The sequence below is a fragment of the Leptothrix mechoopdaensis (SeqCode) genome (assembly GCF_053893855.1).
In genome coordinates this window covers 2,155,665-2,169,648 of the sequence record NZ_CM132699.1, presented here as the reverse complement: position 1 = coordinate 2,169,648, position 13,984 = coordinate 2,155,665, and the positions used below count along the sequence as shown (strand labels likewise).

Sequence of the window (13,984 nt, the reverse complement as noted above, 5' to 3'; positions counted from 1 at the left end):
GGGACCCAGCGGTCGCCGGTCCGGGATAACCCGATCCGCGCATGTCGGTTTCCTGATCACGCGCCTTGATCTCCCGCAAATACCGTTCGCTCCGTGGTCCACGACCCCTTGCCGACGATGCCCCGGATGTCCCGACGGGCGACGGCGACGGGCGCAGGCCGATGGAGCCGAGATGTCCTATCCCACCCTGGCCCTGCATGTCGCGGGGCGCTGGCTGACCCGTGCCAGCGGCGGCGAGCGGGCCGTGCACGACCCCGCCACCGGCGCGGTCCTGGCCATGCTGCCGCTGGCCGGCGTCGACGAGTTGCAGCAGGCCGCCGAGTCGTCGCGCCGGGGCTACGCGGCCTGGCGCCGGCTGCGTCCGGACGAACGTGCCGCCGTGCTGCACCGCGCCGCCGACCGGATGCGCGAACAGGCCGCCGCCATCGCCCATGTGCTGACGCTGGAACAGGGCAAGCCGACCGCCGAGGCGCTGCGCGAGGTCCGCCTGAGCGCCGACATCCTGGCGGTGCAGGCCGAGGAGGGCCGGCGCGTCTACGGTCGCACCGTCGCGCCGCGTGTCGAGGGCATCCTGTCGCACACGGTGCTGCGCCAGCCGGTCGGTCCGGTGGCCGCCTTCACGCCCTGGAACTTCCCGGCCAACCTGCCGATCCGCAAGATCGCCAGCGCGCTGGCCGCCGGCTGCAGCGTGGTCATCAAGCCCGACGAGGAGACGCCCGGCACCTGCCAGCTGCTGGTGCAGATCTTCCTGGACGCGGGCGTGCCGGCCGATGCGCTGAACATGGTCTGCGGCGATCCGGCGCAGGTGTCGTCCGTGCTGATCGCGCATCCGGACATCGCCAAGGTCTCGCTGACCGGCTCGGTCGCGGTCGGCCGGCTGCTGGGCGAACAGGCCGCCCGTCACCTGAAGAAGTTCACCGGCGAACTCGGTGGCCACGCGCCGGTGATCGTCTGCGAGGACGCCGACCCGATGCAGGCGCTGAAGGCCTCGGTGGCGGCCAAGTTCCGCAACGCCGGGCAGGTCTGCGCCGCGCCGATCCGCTTCCTGGTCGCGCGCCGCCATCACGCGCAGTTCCTGGAACAGTTCACCGAGGCCGCGCGGTCGCTGCGCATCGGCCCGGGGCTGGACGCGGCCACGCAGATGGGCCCGCTGACGCATGCACGCCGGCTCGACGACATGGCCCGCTTCGTCGACGACGCGCGCGATCACGGCGCGCGCGTGCTGTGCGGCGGTTCGGTGCCGGACCGACCGGGGTATTTCTTCGCGCCGACCGTCATCGCCGATGCGCCCGACAGCGCCCGCGTGATGCGCGACGAGCCCTTTGGCCCGATCGCCGTGGTGCGGCCCTACGACACGCTGGACGAGGCCATCGCCACCGCCAACGCGCTGCCCTACGGCCTGGGCGCCTATGCCTGGACGCGCGACCTGCACGTCGCCCACCGGCTCGGCGAGGAACTGGAGGCCGGCATGGTCGGCATCAACCACTACGGCGTGTCGCAGCCCGAGCTGCCCTTCGGCGGCTGGAAACACAGCGGCGTCGGCCAGGAACTCGGTCCCGAAGGCCTGCTCGCGTACACCGAACTCAAGACCATCACCGTCGGCCTGCCGGGCTGAGCTGGAGACCCCCATGAACGACCTGCAACCGCCCGTGCGCGACATCGATGCGGACGCCCTGCGGCGCGACAACGCGCGCTACCTCTGGCACCCGATGGCGCATCCCGGCGCGATGAAGAAGAACGCGCCCGACATCGTCCATCGCGGCGAAGGCTGCTGGATCTGGGACGTCGACGGCCACCGCATGCTCGACGGCGTCGGCGGCCTGTGGAGCAGCAACCTCGGCCACAGCAACCGCCGCGTGCGCGACGCGGTCGTGGCCCAGCTCGACGAGCTGCCCTTCTACAACGTGTTCCGCGGCACCACGCATGTCCGGGCGATCGAGCTGTCGAGCCGGCTGGTCCGGCTGATGGCGCCGGAGAAGGTCGCGGCGGTGCTGTTCTCGAACGGCGGCAGCGACGCGGTCGAGGGCGCGCTGAAGATCGCCCGCCAGTACTGGAAGCTGCGCGGCCAGGCCGACCGGACCAAGTTCATCAGCCTGCGCCAGGGCTATCACGGCGTCCATTTCGGCGGCATGAGCGTCAACGGCAACAGCAACTTCCGCCGGCCCTACGAGCCGCTGCTGCCGGGCTGTTTCCACGTCGACACGCCGTGGCTCTATCACAACCCCTACACGCAGGATCCGGACGAGCTGGCCCGCATCTGCGCCGAGCTGCTCGAACGCGAGATCGTGTTCCAGGGCCCCGACACCGTGGCCGCCTTCATCGCCGAGCCGGTGCAGGGCGCTGGCGGGGTGATCGTGCCGCCGGCCAGCTACTGGCCGCGCATCCGCGAGGTCTGCGACCGCCACGGCGTGCTGCTGATCGCCGACGAGGTGGTGACCGGCTTCGGCCGCACCGGCGAGATGTTCGGCACCCGGCTGTGGGGCGTCAACGCGGACCTGTGGTGCCTGGCCAAGGGCATCAGCTCGGGCTATGTGCCGCTGGGCGCCACGGCGATCGGCCAGCGCGTGGCCGAGGTCTTCGATGCGGACGTGACCGGCGCGGCCTCGGTCTCGCACGGCTACACCTACAGCGCCCACCCGGTGGCAGCGGCCGCCGCGCTGGCCACGCTGGACCTGCTCGAAGAGCTCGATGTGCCCGGCCACGCCGGCCGCGTCGGCGCCCATCTGCAGCAGCGCCTGGCCGACTTCACCGAACGTTTCGACTGCGTCGGCGACGTGCGCGGCATCGGCCTGATGGCCGGCATCGAGATGGTCAGCGACAAGGCCGCCCGCACCCCCGTGACGCGCAGCAGCGACCTGCCGCAGCGGGTCGCCCGCGAGGCCTACCGGCGCGGCCTGATGGTGCGCATCTCGGGGCCCAACCTGATCCTGTCGCCGCCGCTGGTGATCTCGCGCGAGGAGGTCGACTTCCTGGTCGACACGCTGATCGCGTCGTTCGAGGCGGTGGACACGAAGGCGGTGCGGCCATGAATGCCCCTGTCAACGCCGCGCCCGTCATCCTGCTGGTCGGCACCGTCGACACCAAGAGCGACGAGATCGCCTGCCTGCGCGAGCGCATCGATGCCTGCGGCGGCCGGGCGCTGCTGATGGACGTGGGCGTGCTGGGCCGTGGCCATTGCGTGCCCGACATCGACCACCATGCCGTCGCCCACGCGGCCGGCACGACGCTGGCGGCGATCGTCGCGCTGGGTGACGAGAACGAGGCGATGACCTGGATGGCGCGCGGCGCTGCCGCACTGGCGGTCGAGCTGCAGGCGTCCGGCCGCATCGACGGCCTGCTGGCGCTGGGCGGCACGATGGGCACCGACCTGGCGCTGGACGTGGCCAACGCGCTGCCGCTGGGGGTGCCCAAGGTGGTGCTGTCGACCATCGCGCACTCGCACCTGATCCCGCCGGACCGCATCCCGCCCGACCTGATCATGCGGCTGTGGGCCGGTGGCCTGTACGGCCTGAACCCGTTGTGCCGCACGGCGCTGGCGCAGGCGGCGGGCGCGGCGGTGGGGGCCTGTCTGGCCGCACGAACTGTCGGGCATACGGTCGGGCACACGGCCGCGCCGGTCGCCCGTCCGGTCGTGGGCATGACCTCGCTGGGCAGCAGCGCGCTGCGCTACATGAAGCGGCTCCAGCCGGCGCTGGCGGCGCGTGGCTACGAGCTGGCGGTGTTCCACACCACCGGCATGGGCGGGCGGGCCTTCGAGGACCTGGCGGCCAAGGGCTACTTCGCGGCGGTGATGGACTTCAGCCTGCAGGAGCTGGTCAACCACCTGGCGGGATCCTGCGTCAGCGCCGGCCCGGACCGGCTGCGCGGGGCGGGTCTGGCGGGCGTGCCGCAGATCGTCGCGCCCGGGGCCACCGACATGGTCGACTACGCCGCCTGGTGCGCCGTGCCGCCGCGCTGGGCCGACCGGCCGCAGCATGCGCACAACCGCCTGATCGCGTCGGTCTGCGTCGATGCGGCGATGCGCCGCGAAGTCGCCACGGCCATCGCCGAGCGGCTGGCCGAGGCGCGTGGACCTGCCTGCCTGCTGCTGCCGCGTGGGGGCGTCGAGCAATGGGACCGCCCCGGCGAGGCGCTGCACGACCCCGAAGGCCTGGCCGCGCTGTGCGACGAGCTGCCGCGCCGGCTGTCGCCGCAGACCGAGTTCGTCGCGGTCGACGCCCACATCAACGACGACGCCTTCTGCGACGCCGCGCTGGCGGTGTTCGACCGCTGGGTCGCGCAGGGCCGGGTGGTGCGTCCGGCGCCGGCTGCCACGCTGGCGGAGGCGGCCTGACATGTCTTCATCCCGAGCCCTGATCCTCGACTTCGGCGGCGTCATCAGCCGCACCCTGTTCGAGACCCACCCGCTGAGCGAGGCCGCGCTCGGCCTGCCGCCCGGCACGCTGACCTGGCGCGGTCCCTTCGACGTGGCCGGCGATGTGCTGTGGCGCGACATGCAGGCCGACCGCATCAGCGAGCGCGACTACTGGCTCGCCCGCACCCGCGAGGTCGGCGCGCTGCTGGGCGAACGCTGGGACCGCATGGAGACGCTGGTGCAGCGCGCCCGCGGTGCCGATGTCGAGGCGGTGATCCGGCCCGAGACGGTGGCGCTGATCGAGGCCGCGCAGGCCTCCGGCTGCCGGCTGGCGATCCTGTCCAACGAGCTGGACCTGTTCTACGGCGCCGACTTCCGCGACCGCCTGCCGCTGCTGCGCCGCTTCGACGTGATCGTCGACGCGACCCACACCCACATCCTCAAGCCCGATGCGCGGGCCTACCAGGCCTGCCTGGACGCGCTGGGCCTGCCCGCGCAGGCCTGCGTGTTCGTCGACGACCAGCGCCGCAACGTCGAGGGCGCCGAGCGCATCGGCCTGCCGGCCGTGGCCTTCGACGTGCGCGACCCGGCTGCCTCGTGCCGCGAGGCGCTTGATCGGCTGGGCATCCCCCGGCCGGGCCAACACGTTCACTGACCGCCACACTTGGCACACCATCCCTGGAGGGACTAGGCATGAACAACACATCGAATCCGGTTGCCGATCCGAACGGCCCAGCCGATGCCGGCCACCGACTGCGCTCGGGCCAGCTCGGCGTCTGGTCCATCGTCTTCTTCGTCGTGGCCGCCGCCGCGCCGCTGGTCGGCATGACCGGCGCGCTGCCGCCGGCCATCGCGCTGGGCAACGGGGCCGCCGCGCCCGGCGCCTACCTGCTGGTCGGCCTGACGCTGCTGCTGTTCAGCGTCGGCTATGCGGCGATGAGCCACCGCGTCACCAACGCCGGTGCCTTCTTCGCCTATGTCGGACGCGGGCTGGGCCATCGCCACGGGCTGGCCTCGTCGTTCGTGTCGATCCTGGCCTACCTGGCGATCCAGCTGTCGCTCTACGGCTTCTTCGGCGCGCTGATGGCCGGGCAGGCCGGCCTGCTGCCGTGGTGGGGCTGGGCCTTCGCGGCCTGGGCGCTGGTCACCGCGCTGTCGTTGGCGCAGGTCGACGTCGGTGCCCGGCTGCTGGGCGTGCTGATGCTGGCCGAGCTGGCCAGCCTGCTGGTGCTGTCGGCGGCGATCCTGCTGCAGGGCGGGCCGGAAGGCTGGCAGCCCGCGCTGTCGTTCAGCCCGTCGGCGATCCTGGCCGGTGGCCTGCAGGGTTCGGCCGGCATCGCGCTGGCGTTCGCCTTCGCGTCCTTCATCGGCTTCGAGGCCACCGCGATCTACGGCGAGGAATCGACCGACCCGAAGACCGCCGTGCCGCGCGCCACCTACCTGGCGGTGGGCGTCATCACGCTGCTGTTCACGCTGACCTCGTTCGCGGTCGTGACGGGCCTCGGCGCGTCCAAGGTGGGCGAGCAGGTGGTCGCGATGTCGACCGTCGACAACGTGCCCCTGGCCGAACCGGCGGCCGTCGTGTTCGGCCTCGCCGGGCAATACGTCGGCCCGTGGTTGCCCAAGGTGATGGGGCTGCTGGTGCTGTCCAGCCTGTTCGCCGGCATGCTGGCGTTCCAGAACTCGGCCAGCCGCTACTTCTACGCACTCAGCCGGGGCGGCGCGCTGCCGGCCAGCCTGAGCCGCGTCAACCGCCACGGCGCCCCGGCGGCGGCGGCCGGGCTGACGTCGCTGCTCGGCGCGCTGGTGATCGCGGCCTTCGCGCTGGCCGGGCTGGACCCGGTGCTGCACATGTTCTTCTGGTTCAGCGGCGTCGCGGTGGTGTCGATCGTGCTGATCGAGATCCTGGTCTGCCTGGCCGTGGTCGCGTTCTTCTCCCGCCACCCGGGCGAGGTCGGCGTGTTCACCGGCAAGGTGGCGCCGCTGCTGGCTACGCTGGGCCTGCTGCTGGGGCTGTGGCTGCTGATGTCGCGCTTCGGCCTGCTGACCGGCGCGGTCGCCGAAGGGGTCGACCCGACGACGACCGCCTGGGGCCTCAGCGGCCTGGGCTGGTGCCTCGTGCTGCTGCCCTTCGGCGTGTTTCTGGCCGGCCATGCCTGGGCGCTGGCCCAGGTCCGCACGCCGGAACTGGTCGCCGACGTGCTGGCCTGAACGGAAGCCCGGGCCGCGCCCGGTCGCCCTCAACTCGCCGGCCATCCGACCGATACCCCTGCAGGCACCGGGATCGGAAGGTACGGCATGTACGGACGAGGACTCAACAGCATCCGCTGGCGTTTCACGCTGGCCAGCGTCGTGCTGACGCTGGCGGGCGTGACCTTGCGCGAGCGCCTGCTGGACCAGGCCTGGCGGCCCGATCCGGCGTGGTGGCTGTCGCTGGCCGGGCTGACGCTGACGATCGGGGCGGCCACCTTCTGGATGGCCGGTCGGCTGACCGGCCTGATCGATTCGCTCAAGCGCAGCACCGACGCCATCGCCGCCGGCGACTTCGACGCGCCGGTCGATGTCGACTGCGCCTGCGAGGTCGGCGGCCTGGCGCACAGCTTCCGCCAGATGACCTCGCGGCTGAACGCCAACATCCTGCGCATGAACGCGCTGGCCCATGTCGACGCGATCACCGGGCTGCCCAACCGCACCGTCATCGACCACCTGCTGCGCTATGCGCTGGCCGAGGAACGGCGCGGCCAGTTCCGCGCCGCCATCGTGTTCATCGACCTCGACGGCTTCAAGCGCATCAACGACACGCTCGGCCATGACGGCGGCGACCAGCTGCTGCGGCAGGCGAGCCGGCGCATCCTCGAACGCGGGCTGGACCGCACGCAGGCGACGCTGGACACCTGCATGGACCCGTTTGGCAACCCTTGCGACCGGCTGCCGGAGGACATCGTGTTCGCCCGTTTCGCCGGTGACGAGTTCGTCGCCGTGCTGCCCGGCCAGACCGACCGCACGCGGCTGGCGGCGATCGGTGAAGCGGTGATCGACGCGCTGCGCGAACCCTTCCGCATCAAGAACCAGGACGTGGTCGTCGGCGCCAGCATCGGCATCGCGATCGCCCCGGACGACACCGACAGCGCGGCCGAGCTGCTGACCTTCGCCGACCTGGCGATGTACAGCTCCAAGCAGGCCGGCAAGGCGCGCTGCATGTTCTTCGACAAGCGCATCCGCGAGACCCTGTTCGAGCGCGCCCGCGTCGAGGCCGACCTGCGGCTGGCGCTGCAGCGCGACGAGCTGGTCCTGCACTACCAGCCCAAGGTCAGCACGCAGACGCTGGAGATGGGGTGTGTCGAGGCGCTGGTGCGCTGGCAGCACCCGGAGCGCGGCCTGCGGATGCCGGCCGACTTCATCGACGTGGCCGAACAGAGCGGGCTGATGACGCCGCTGGGCAACCGCGTGCTGGTGCTGGCGGTGGCGCAGTGCCGCGCCTGGCTGGACCAGGGCATCCGGCGGCCGGTGGCGGTGAACGTGTCGCCGTCCCAGTTCGTCGAACCCGATTTCGTGCCGAACCTGCTGGCGCTGCTGGCGCGCGAGGGCGTGCCGCCGGACCTGCTGTCCATCGAGATCACCGAGTCGATCGCGATGACCGACTTCGAACAGAACGTCCTGCGGCTGACGACCTTGCGCCAGGCCGGCGTGCGGGTGGCGATCGACGATTTCGGCATCGGCTACTCGAACCTGTCGCAGCTGACCCGGCTGCCGATGGACGAGCTGAAGATCGACCGATCGCTGATCCGCGACATCGGCGTCAGCGACCGCAGCGAGGCCATCATCCGCGCGATCCTGAGCATGGCCCACGCGATGGGCTACCGCACCATCGCCGAGGGCATCGAGACGCCCGGCCAGCTGGCCTTCCTGCGGGCGCTGGGCTGCTCCGCGCTGCAGGGCTACCTGTTCGGTCGACCGATGCCGGCCGACCAGCTCGACACCTGGCTCGCACGGCACCAGGTCGAACGGCCGGCCGGACAGGCGACGGCGCCGTCGACCTGAGGCCGCCCGCGCCTCAGCGCGCCGCCAGCTGCTTCTCGATCGCCGCGACCAGCTTGCGGTCGTCCGGGCCGGTCATGCTGCCGTAGCTGTCGATGGCCTGGCCGTTGCGGCCGATCAGGTACTTGTAGAAGTTCCAGCGCGGCACCTGGCCGGTCTTGTCGGCCAGCTGGCGGAAGAACGGCGAGGCCTGGTCGCCCTTGACGCTGCTCTTGGCGAACATCGGGAACTTGAGCGCGTAGGTGTTGGTGCAGAACTCGGCGATCTGCTTGTTGTCGCCGCCTTCCTGGTTGAAGTCGTTGGACGGGAAACCCAGCACGACCAGGCCGCGATCCTTGTAGCGCGCGTAGAGCGCCTCCAGCCCCTCGTACTGGCCGGTGAAGCCGCAGAAGCTGGCGGTGTTGACGACCAGCAGCACCTTGCCGGCGTACTGGCACAGCGACTGGTCCTTCTCGTCCTGCAGGCGCGGGAAGGTGTGGTTGAGCAGGGTGGGGCAGCTGGCCGGAGCGGTGGCGCTCTGGGTGCTCTGGGCCGTCTGGGCGAGGGCGGTGCCCGGCAGGGCGGCAAGGGCCGAGGCGCCCAGCAGGGCCGCGAACAACGGTCGGATGGCGAAGGTCGGCAAGGCGGTCATGGCAGCAGGCTCGGGGACACGGACGGATCGCCGTGGCGCCGATTCTGGCCGTCGTCGCGCGCCCTTGCCGACGGGCGGGGCACTCGCGCCGATCCGGTCGAAGGTGGCGCCGGATCAGGTCCTGCGCTTCAGGACGCCGATACCCAGGAACGAGCCCTGGACCGACGCGTATTGATCGACGAATTCGTTGTGTCGGAAGCCGGGTTCGCCTTGTTTCAGATAACTCCAGAACAAGGTGCTGTCCGGACAGGCGATCGACGATATGTCATGGTGCCCGATGATGTTGGCGTTGCCCCGCACGAGCAGATGGTCAAACATGACGCCGCGCATCGAGTGATCGCCGTCGACGAATACGTAGTCGGGGTCGATGACATTGAACTGACGGATGAAATCCGGGTCGGTCGACAGCTTGTTGATGTAGAGCACGGCATGGCTGGATGATTCCTTGTAGCGTTCGATGAAGGGCGTGATCCGGATCGGATCGACCGCAATCGAACATTCCAGCGGTGCGCCGATCTTCTTCAGCCATTCGCTCGTCAAGATGAACGTGCCGCCCCAGCGGCAGCCGATTTCCATGTACTTTCTCGTCTCTCTGGCGTTGTGGCTCATCCAGACCAGATATTTCGCCAGCTGATTCGGATACTGGAAAATGTGCAGACTCTTGCCGAAGGCGTGTGCAAGCTCCGGCGGCTGTTCATTGAGATTTTCGTTGTTCAGTCCGAGTCGGGGAATGAACGTTTGCTCAAGAAACTCGGTGTCATAACATTTCTTGAGTGGCAGGTCGCGTATCAGTTCGATGGTCTCGTCGACCGCGTCGACGATGGTGTTGTAATACTCGTAGCGTTGTTCCAATTGACGACTCCGGATGACTTCGGGATGGGTCTGAAAGACTGAAGTGATCGAGAGTCGGCGTACCTCAGGAGGTCAACTTCGCAATGTCCGAGGTCAGCATATGCCGATCGAGAGCATGGCGATACAAGCCCCTGATGGGTTTTCACAATGGGTTTTCGAAAACCCGGTTTCTTTTTCGGCGCGCAGTTTGGGCCGGCGTCAGTCGTGCAACAGGCCCGCCATCACCTCGCGCAGCAGCGACAGGCCCGGCGCCTCGCTGCGGCCGGCCCGGGTGACGAGGCCGAAACGGGCGCTGGTGGCCAGTGGCGGGTCCAGCGTCAGCTCGACCAGGCCGGGCGCGGCCTTGCGCACCGCCAGCAGCACGGCGTCGCTGTGGCTGACGACGTCGACCAGGCTGGCGATCTCCTCGCAGCGCAGCGTCACCGCCTCGGCCGGATGGGCGGCAGGGCCGTAACGTTCGACCAGGATGCGCGCCACCTCGTCGCTCAGCGGCGTCGACGCGATCGGCCAGGCCTGCAGGTCGGTGAAGGTCAGCGCACGGCGGCGGCGTGTCAGCGGGTGGCCGCGGCGGACCAGGAAGGCGCCGCGCAGTTCGGCCAGCGCCTCGACCTTCAGGTCGCTGGCCGGCTCGACCGAACGGGCATCGACCACCAGCGCATCGAGCCGGCGCTCGCGCAGCTGCTCGACCAGCAGCGCCGTCTGGCCGCGCGCGATCTCCAGCTTCAGGCGTGGCAGCCGGGTCGCGACGTGACGCAGCAGCGGCGACATCAGCAGCGCGCCCGGGCCCGAACCCAGGCCGATGCGCAGCCGCCCGGCCACGCCCTCGCGCATGCGCCGTCCGCTGGCGCCGAGCTCGTCGGCCTCGAAGACCAGCTGGCGGGCGCGCTGCAGGACCTCGTGGCCGAAGGGCGTCAGCTCGTTGCGCCGGCCGATGCGGTCGAACAGCGGCTGGCCGAGCTCGTCCTCCAGCGCCCGGATGCTGCGGCTCAGCGCCGGCTGGGTCAGGAACAGCATCTCGGCCGAGCGGCTGAACGAGCCGCTGTCGGCCAGCGAGATCATGTGGCGCAGCTGGACCAGGGTCATCGTGCGGCTCCGGTGGACGGGGTTTCAGGTCATGAGTCCAGATCATGCTATCGGAAAGAACAATGCATTGGACTGGTGATGACGCGATCCATAGCATGGCCTTCATCGACCACGACACACGCCGCCACGACGGCACAGGAGACGACATGAACAGCCTCATCCAACGGCCGCTGCGCCGCTCGCTGGCGCTTGCCGCCACGCTTCTTCTGGCCGCCGGTGGCGCTCTGGCGCAGGCCTGGCCGAGCAAGCCGGTCAACCTGATGGTGCCGTACCCGGCGGGCGGGCCGTCGGATGCCATCGCGCGCATCGTCGCCACGCCGCTGGGCCAGGCGCTGGGCCAGCAGCTGCTGGTGGAGAACCTCGGCGGCGTCAGCGGTGCGCTGGCCGCGCAGAAGGTGCTGACGGCGCCGGCTGACGGTCAATACGTCTTCCAGGGATCGCCCAACGAGCTGATCCTGTCGCCGCTGGCCAACGCGGCGGTCAAGCTGAAGTCGGAGGACTTCCGGCTGGTCCATCCGGTGGCCGATGCGGTGATGGTGTTCGTGACCCGCAAGGACCTGGGCGTCAACAACGTCGACGAGCTGATCGCGCTGGCGCGCAAGACGCCGGACCGGCCGCTGAACTACGGCAGCGTCGGCGTGGGCTCGCTCTACCACCTGATCCTCGAGAACGTGCAGCAGCTCACCGGCATCAAGCTGCAGCACGTGCCCTACAAGGGCAACGCGCCACTGCTGCAGGACATCGCCGGTGGCCAGGTCGACTTCGCCGTGCTGGTCTACAGCGCCGGCATGGGCGCGCTGGCCGAGCAGGGCAAGCTCAAGGTGATCGGCCAGCTCGGCGCGCAGCGCTCGGAGCTGCTGAAGAACCTGCCGACGGTGTCGGAGGGCCAGGCGCTGAAGAACTTCTCGTACAAGATCTGGACCGGTTTCCTGGTGCCGAAGAACACGCCCGAGCCGATCGTGGCGAAGCTGCACGAGCTGATCGGCCGCACGCTGCAGGACCCGACGGTGCGCAGCCAGCTGGCCGCGCAGACGCAGGTGGTGTCGCCGGCGATGTCGCTGGCCGATGCGGCGAAGTTCTATGCCGCCGAGACCGCGCGCTACCGCGCCATCGCCGCCTCGATCAACCTGCAGCCGCAGTGAGCCGGGCATGACGACGAGCACCGGCGGCGCCTACCTGCTGGACGCCATGACGACACGGGCGGGCGAGTTCATCACGCTGCGCCGCGACATCCACCAGCATCCGGAACTGGCCTTCGACGAGCACCGCACCGCCGCGCTGGTGGCGCAGCGGCTGGAAGCCTGGGGCTACACGGTCGAACGGGGCGTCGGTGGCACCGGCGTGGTCGGCACGCTGGTGCGCGGCGATGCGACGGCGCCCGGTGCGAAGCGCCTGGGCCTGCGCGCCGACATGGACGCGCTGCCGATCCACGAGGCCAGCGGCGTGGCCTGGTCCAGCACCCGGCCGGGCCTGATGCACGCCTGCGGGCATGACGGCCACACGGCGATGCTGCTGGCGGCGGCCCGCCGGCTGGCCGAGGACGGGCGCTTCGACGGCACGCTCAACATGATCTTCCAGCCGGCCGAGGAGGGCGGTGGCGGGGCGCTGCGCATGATGGCCGACGGCCTGTTCGAGCGTCACCCCTGCGATGCCGTCTTCGCGATGCACAACATGCCAGGCGTGCCGCAGGGCCGGCTGGTGTTCCGCGACGGTCCGGCGATGGCGTCGAGCGACTACGTCACCGTGACGCTCGACGGCACCGGCGGCCACGGCGCGATGCCGCACCGCGCGGCCGACCCGATCGTCGCGGCGGCCAGCATCGTGATGGCGCTGCAGACGGTGGTCTCGCGCAACGTCGACCCGCTGCAGATGGCGGTGGTGACGGTCGGCGCGATCCACGCCGGCCAGGCCAACAACGTGATCCCGGCGCAGGCGACGCTCGAACTGAGCGTGCGGGCGCTGGACCGCGAGGTGCGCGCGCTGCTGGAACGCCGCATCAAGGAGCTGATCACCGCGCAGGCTGCGAGCCTGGGCGTGACCGCCCGCATCGACTGGCGGCCGGGTTATGCCGTGCTGGTCAACACCAAGGCCGAGACCGACTTCGCCCGCGAGGTTGCGCTCGACCTGGTCGGCCCGGGGCAGGTCACGCTCGACGGTCCGGCGCTGAGCGGCAGCGAGGACTTCTCGTTCATGCTCGAACGGGTGCCGGGCAGCTACCTGCTGATCGGCAACGGCGTGCGAGACGCATCGGGTGGCTCATCGGCTGAGCCATGCCCGGGCGCCTGCATGGTCCACAACCCGGGCTACGACTTCGACGACGCCAACATCGCCATCGGCGCGGCCTACTGGGTCGCGCTGGCCGAGCGTTTCCTTCAGGCCCCCGCCCGCCAGGCCGGCAGCCGCCAGTCCAGCCGCACCGCCAGCGCCCGCAGCGACGTGGCCGTGGCGGCCGAGGCCAGCAGCGCCAGCCACTGAGGCGCCTCGGCCTGGTGCAGGCCGATCAGCACCCAGCCACCGGCGAAGGCGCAGACCGCGTAGGGCCGGTGGTCGCTGAAGGCGCGCGGGATCTCGTTGCAGACGATGTCGCGCAGCACGCCGCCGAACACGGCCGTGACCATGCCCAGCAGCACCGCGACGATGCCCGGCATGCCCGCATCGACCGCGATCTGCGTGCCGCCGGCGCTGAACAGGCCCAGGCCCAGCGTGTCGGGCCACTGCATCGCGCGTTCGGTGGGTTCGAGGTGACGGGCGCGCATGAACAGCATCGCCGCCGCACAGATCGCCAGCAGGGCCCAGATCCAGTTGGCGTGCTGGACCCAGAACAGCGGCCGGCGGTCCAGCAGGATGTCGCGCAGCGTGCCGCCGCCGAAGGCCGACAGGCCGGCGACGACGCAGATGCCGACGGCATCGAGCCGCTTGCGCGCGCCCTCGATCACGCCCGACAGGGCGAAGGCGACGGTGGCGACCACCTCGACGGCGGTCTGGACCTGCGACAGGGCCCAAGGGGTGATGAGTGGCATGGGTGG

The 13,984-nt window shown here is 70.5% G+C and carries 12 protein-coding genes; 8 read left to right on the top strand and 4 right to left on the bottom strand.

What is annotated here, in order from left to right:
• Positions 1–172: 172 nt before the first annotated feature.
• The 6 genes from ACWA7K_RS09560 to ACWA7K_RS09535 all read left to right on the top strand — a co-directional run bounded on the left by ACWA7K_RS09560 (position 173) and on the right by ACWA7K_RS09535 (position 8,395).
• Positions 173–1,615: an NAD-dependent succinate-semialdehyde dehydrogenase gene (locus tag ACWA7K_RS09560; RefSeq protein ID WP_456167936.1), complete on the top strand. Its 1,443-nt coding sequence runs from the start codon at positions 173–175 to the stop codon at positions 1,613–1,615.
• Positions 1,616–1,628: 13 nt separating this feature from the next.
• Entirely contained in the window at positions 1,629–3,029 is a 1,401-nt protein-coding gene (locus tag ACWA7K_RS09555) for an aminotransferase class III-fold pyridoxal phosphate-dependent enzyme (protein WP_456167934.1), read from the top strand.
• Positions 3,026–4,333: a Tm-1-like ATP-binding domain-containing protein gene (locus ACWA7K_RS09550; RefSeq protein WP_456167932.1), complete on the top strand. Its 1,308-nt coding sequence runs from the start codon at positions 3,026–3,028 to the stop codon at positions 4,331–4,333. The genes ACWA7K_RS09555 and ACWA7K_RS09550 overlap by 4 nt, the downstream gene beginning before the upstream one ends.
• A gap of 1 nt (position 4,334) precedes the next feature.
• Positions 4,335–5,009 carry an HAD-IA family hydrolase gene (locus ACWA7K_RS09545; protein ID WP_456167930.1) on the top strand — a complete coding sequence of 225 codons (675 nt, stop codon included), beginning with the start codon at positions 4,335–4,337 and terminating at the stop codon, positions 5,007–5,009.
• 38 nt (positions 5,010–5,047) lie between these two features.
• Positions 5,048–6,565: an APC family permease gene (locus ACWA7K_RS09540; protein WP_456167928.1), complete on the top strand. Its 1,518-nt coding sequence runs from the start codon at positions 5,048–5,050 to the stop codon at positions 6,563–6,565.
• An 87-nt stretch (positions 6,566–6,652) separates the two neighbouring features.
• Positions 6,653–8,395: a putative bifunctional diguanylate cyclase/phosphodiesterase gene (locus tag ACWA7K_RS09535; RefSeq protein ID WP_456167925.1), complete on the top strand. Its 1,743-nt coding sequence runs from the start codon at positions 6,653–6,655 to the stop codon at positions 8,393–8,395.
• Positions 8,396–8,408: 13 nt separating this feature from the next.
• On the opposite strand, the gene ACWA7K_RS09530 is transcribed toward ACWA7K_RS09535, so the two are convergent.
• The 3 genes from ACWA7K_RS09530 to ACWA7K_RS09520 form a co-directional block, all read right to left on the bottom strand.
• The gene (locus ACWA7K_RS09530; protein WP_456167923.1) at positions 8,409–9,023 is read right to left on the bottom strand and encodes a glutathione peroxidase; all 615 of its coding nucleotides are present in this window, start codon (positions 9,021–9,023) and stop codon (positions 8,409–8,411) included.
• Positions 9,024–9,137: 114 nt separating this feature from the next.
• A complete protein-coding gene (locus tag ACWA7K_RS09525; protein WP_456167921.1) occupies positions 9,138–9,875 on the bottom strand; it encodes a hypothetical protein in 738 nt (245 codons plus the stop codon).
• A gap of 198 nt (positions 9,876–10,073) precedes the next feature.
• Entirely contained in the window at positions 10,074–10,958 is an 885-nt protein-coding gene (locus ACWA7K_RS09520; RefSeq protein ID WP_456167919.1) for a LysR family transcriptional regulator, read from the bottom strand.
• Between the two features lie 146 nt (positions 10,959–11,104).
• Between ACWA7K_RS09520 and ACWA7K_RS09515 the strand changes: the two genes are divergently transcribed.
• Both ACWA7K_RS09515 and ACWA7K_RS09510 read left to right on the top strand, forming a co-directional pair.
• Positions 11,105–12,100 carry a tripartite tricarboxylate transporter substrate binding protein gene (locus tag ACWA7K_RS09515; RefSeq protein WP_456167917.1) on the top strand — a complete coding sequence of 332 codons (996 nt, stop codon included), beginning with the start codon at positions 11,105–11,107 and terminating at the stop codon, positions 12,098–12,100.
• 46 nt (positions 12,101–12,146) lie between these two features.
• Complete coding sequence (locus ACWA7K_RS09510) at positions 12,147–13,433, top strand: M20 aminoacylase family protein (protein WP_456168752.1); 1,287 nt, start codon at positions 12,147–12,149, stop codon at positions 13,431–13,433.
• Here ACWA7K_RS09510 and ACWA7K_RS09505 read toward each other — a convergent pair.
• A complete protein-coding gene (locus ACWA7K_RS09505; RefSeq protein WP_456167915.1) occupies positions 13,331–13,978 on the bottom strand; it encodes a trimeric intracellular cation channel family protein in 648 nt (215 codons plus the stop codon). The genes ACWA7K_RS09510 and ACWA7K_RS09505 overlap by 103 nt on opposite strands.
• Between the last annotated feature and the right edge of the window lie 6 nt (positions 13,979–13,984).

Bases quoted from the DNA above. Each gene is read 5' to 3' on its own strand.
- ACWA7K_RS09510 (WP_456168752.1), top strand. From the start codon at position 12,147: ATGACGACACGGGCGGGCGAGTTCATCACGCTGCGCCGCGACATCCAC.
- ACWA7K_RS09560 (WP_456167936.1), top strand. From the start codon at position 173: ATGTCCTATCCCACCCTGGCCCTGCATGTCGCGGGGCGCTGGCTGACC.
- ACWA7K_RS09540 (WP_456167928.1), top strand. From the start codon at position 5,048: ATGAACAACACATCGAATCCGGTTGCCGATCCGAACGGCCCAGCCGAT.
- ACWA7K_RS09555 (WP_456167934.1), top strand. From the start codon at position 1,629: ATGAACGACCTGCAACCGCCCGTGCGCGACATCGATGCGGACGCCCTG.
- ACWA7K_RS09505 (WP_456167915.1), bottom strand. From the start codon at position 13,978: ATGCCACTCATCACCCCTTGGGCCCTGTCGCAGGTCCAGACCGCCGTC.
- ACWA7K_RS09515 (WP_456167917.1), top strand. From the start codon at position 11,105: ATGAACAGCCTCATCCAACGGCCGCTGCGCCGCTCGCTGGCGCTTGCC.
- ACWA7K_RS09520 (WP_456167919.1), bottom strand. From the start codon at position 10,958: ATGACCCTGGTCCAGCTGCGCCACATGATCTCGCTGGCCGACAGCGGC.
- ACWA7K_RS09530 (WP_456167923.1), bottom strand. From the start codon at position 9,023: ATGACCGCCTTGCCGACCTTCGCCATCCGACCGTTGTTCGCGGCCCTG.
- ACWA7K_RS09545 (WP_456167930.1), top strand. From the start codon at position 4,335: ATGTCTTCATCCCGAGCCCTGATCCTCGACTTCGGCGGCGTCATCAGC.
- ACWA7K_RS09550 (WP_456167932.1), top strand. From the start codon at position 3,026: ATGAATGCCCCTGTCAACGCCGCGCCCGTCATCCTGCTGGTCGGCACC.
- ACWA7K_RS09535 (WP_456167925.1), top strand. From the start codon at position 6,653: ATGTACGGACGAGGACTCAACAGCATCCGCTGGCGTTTCACGCTGGCC.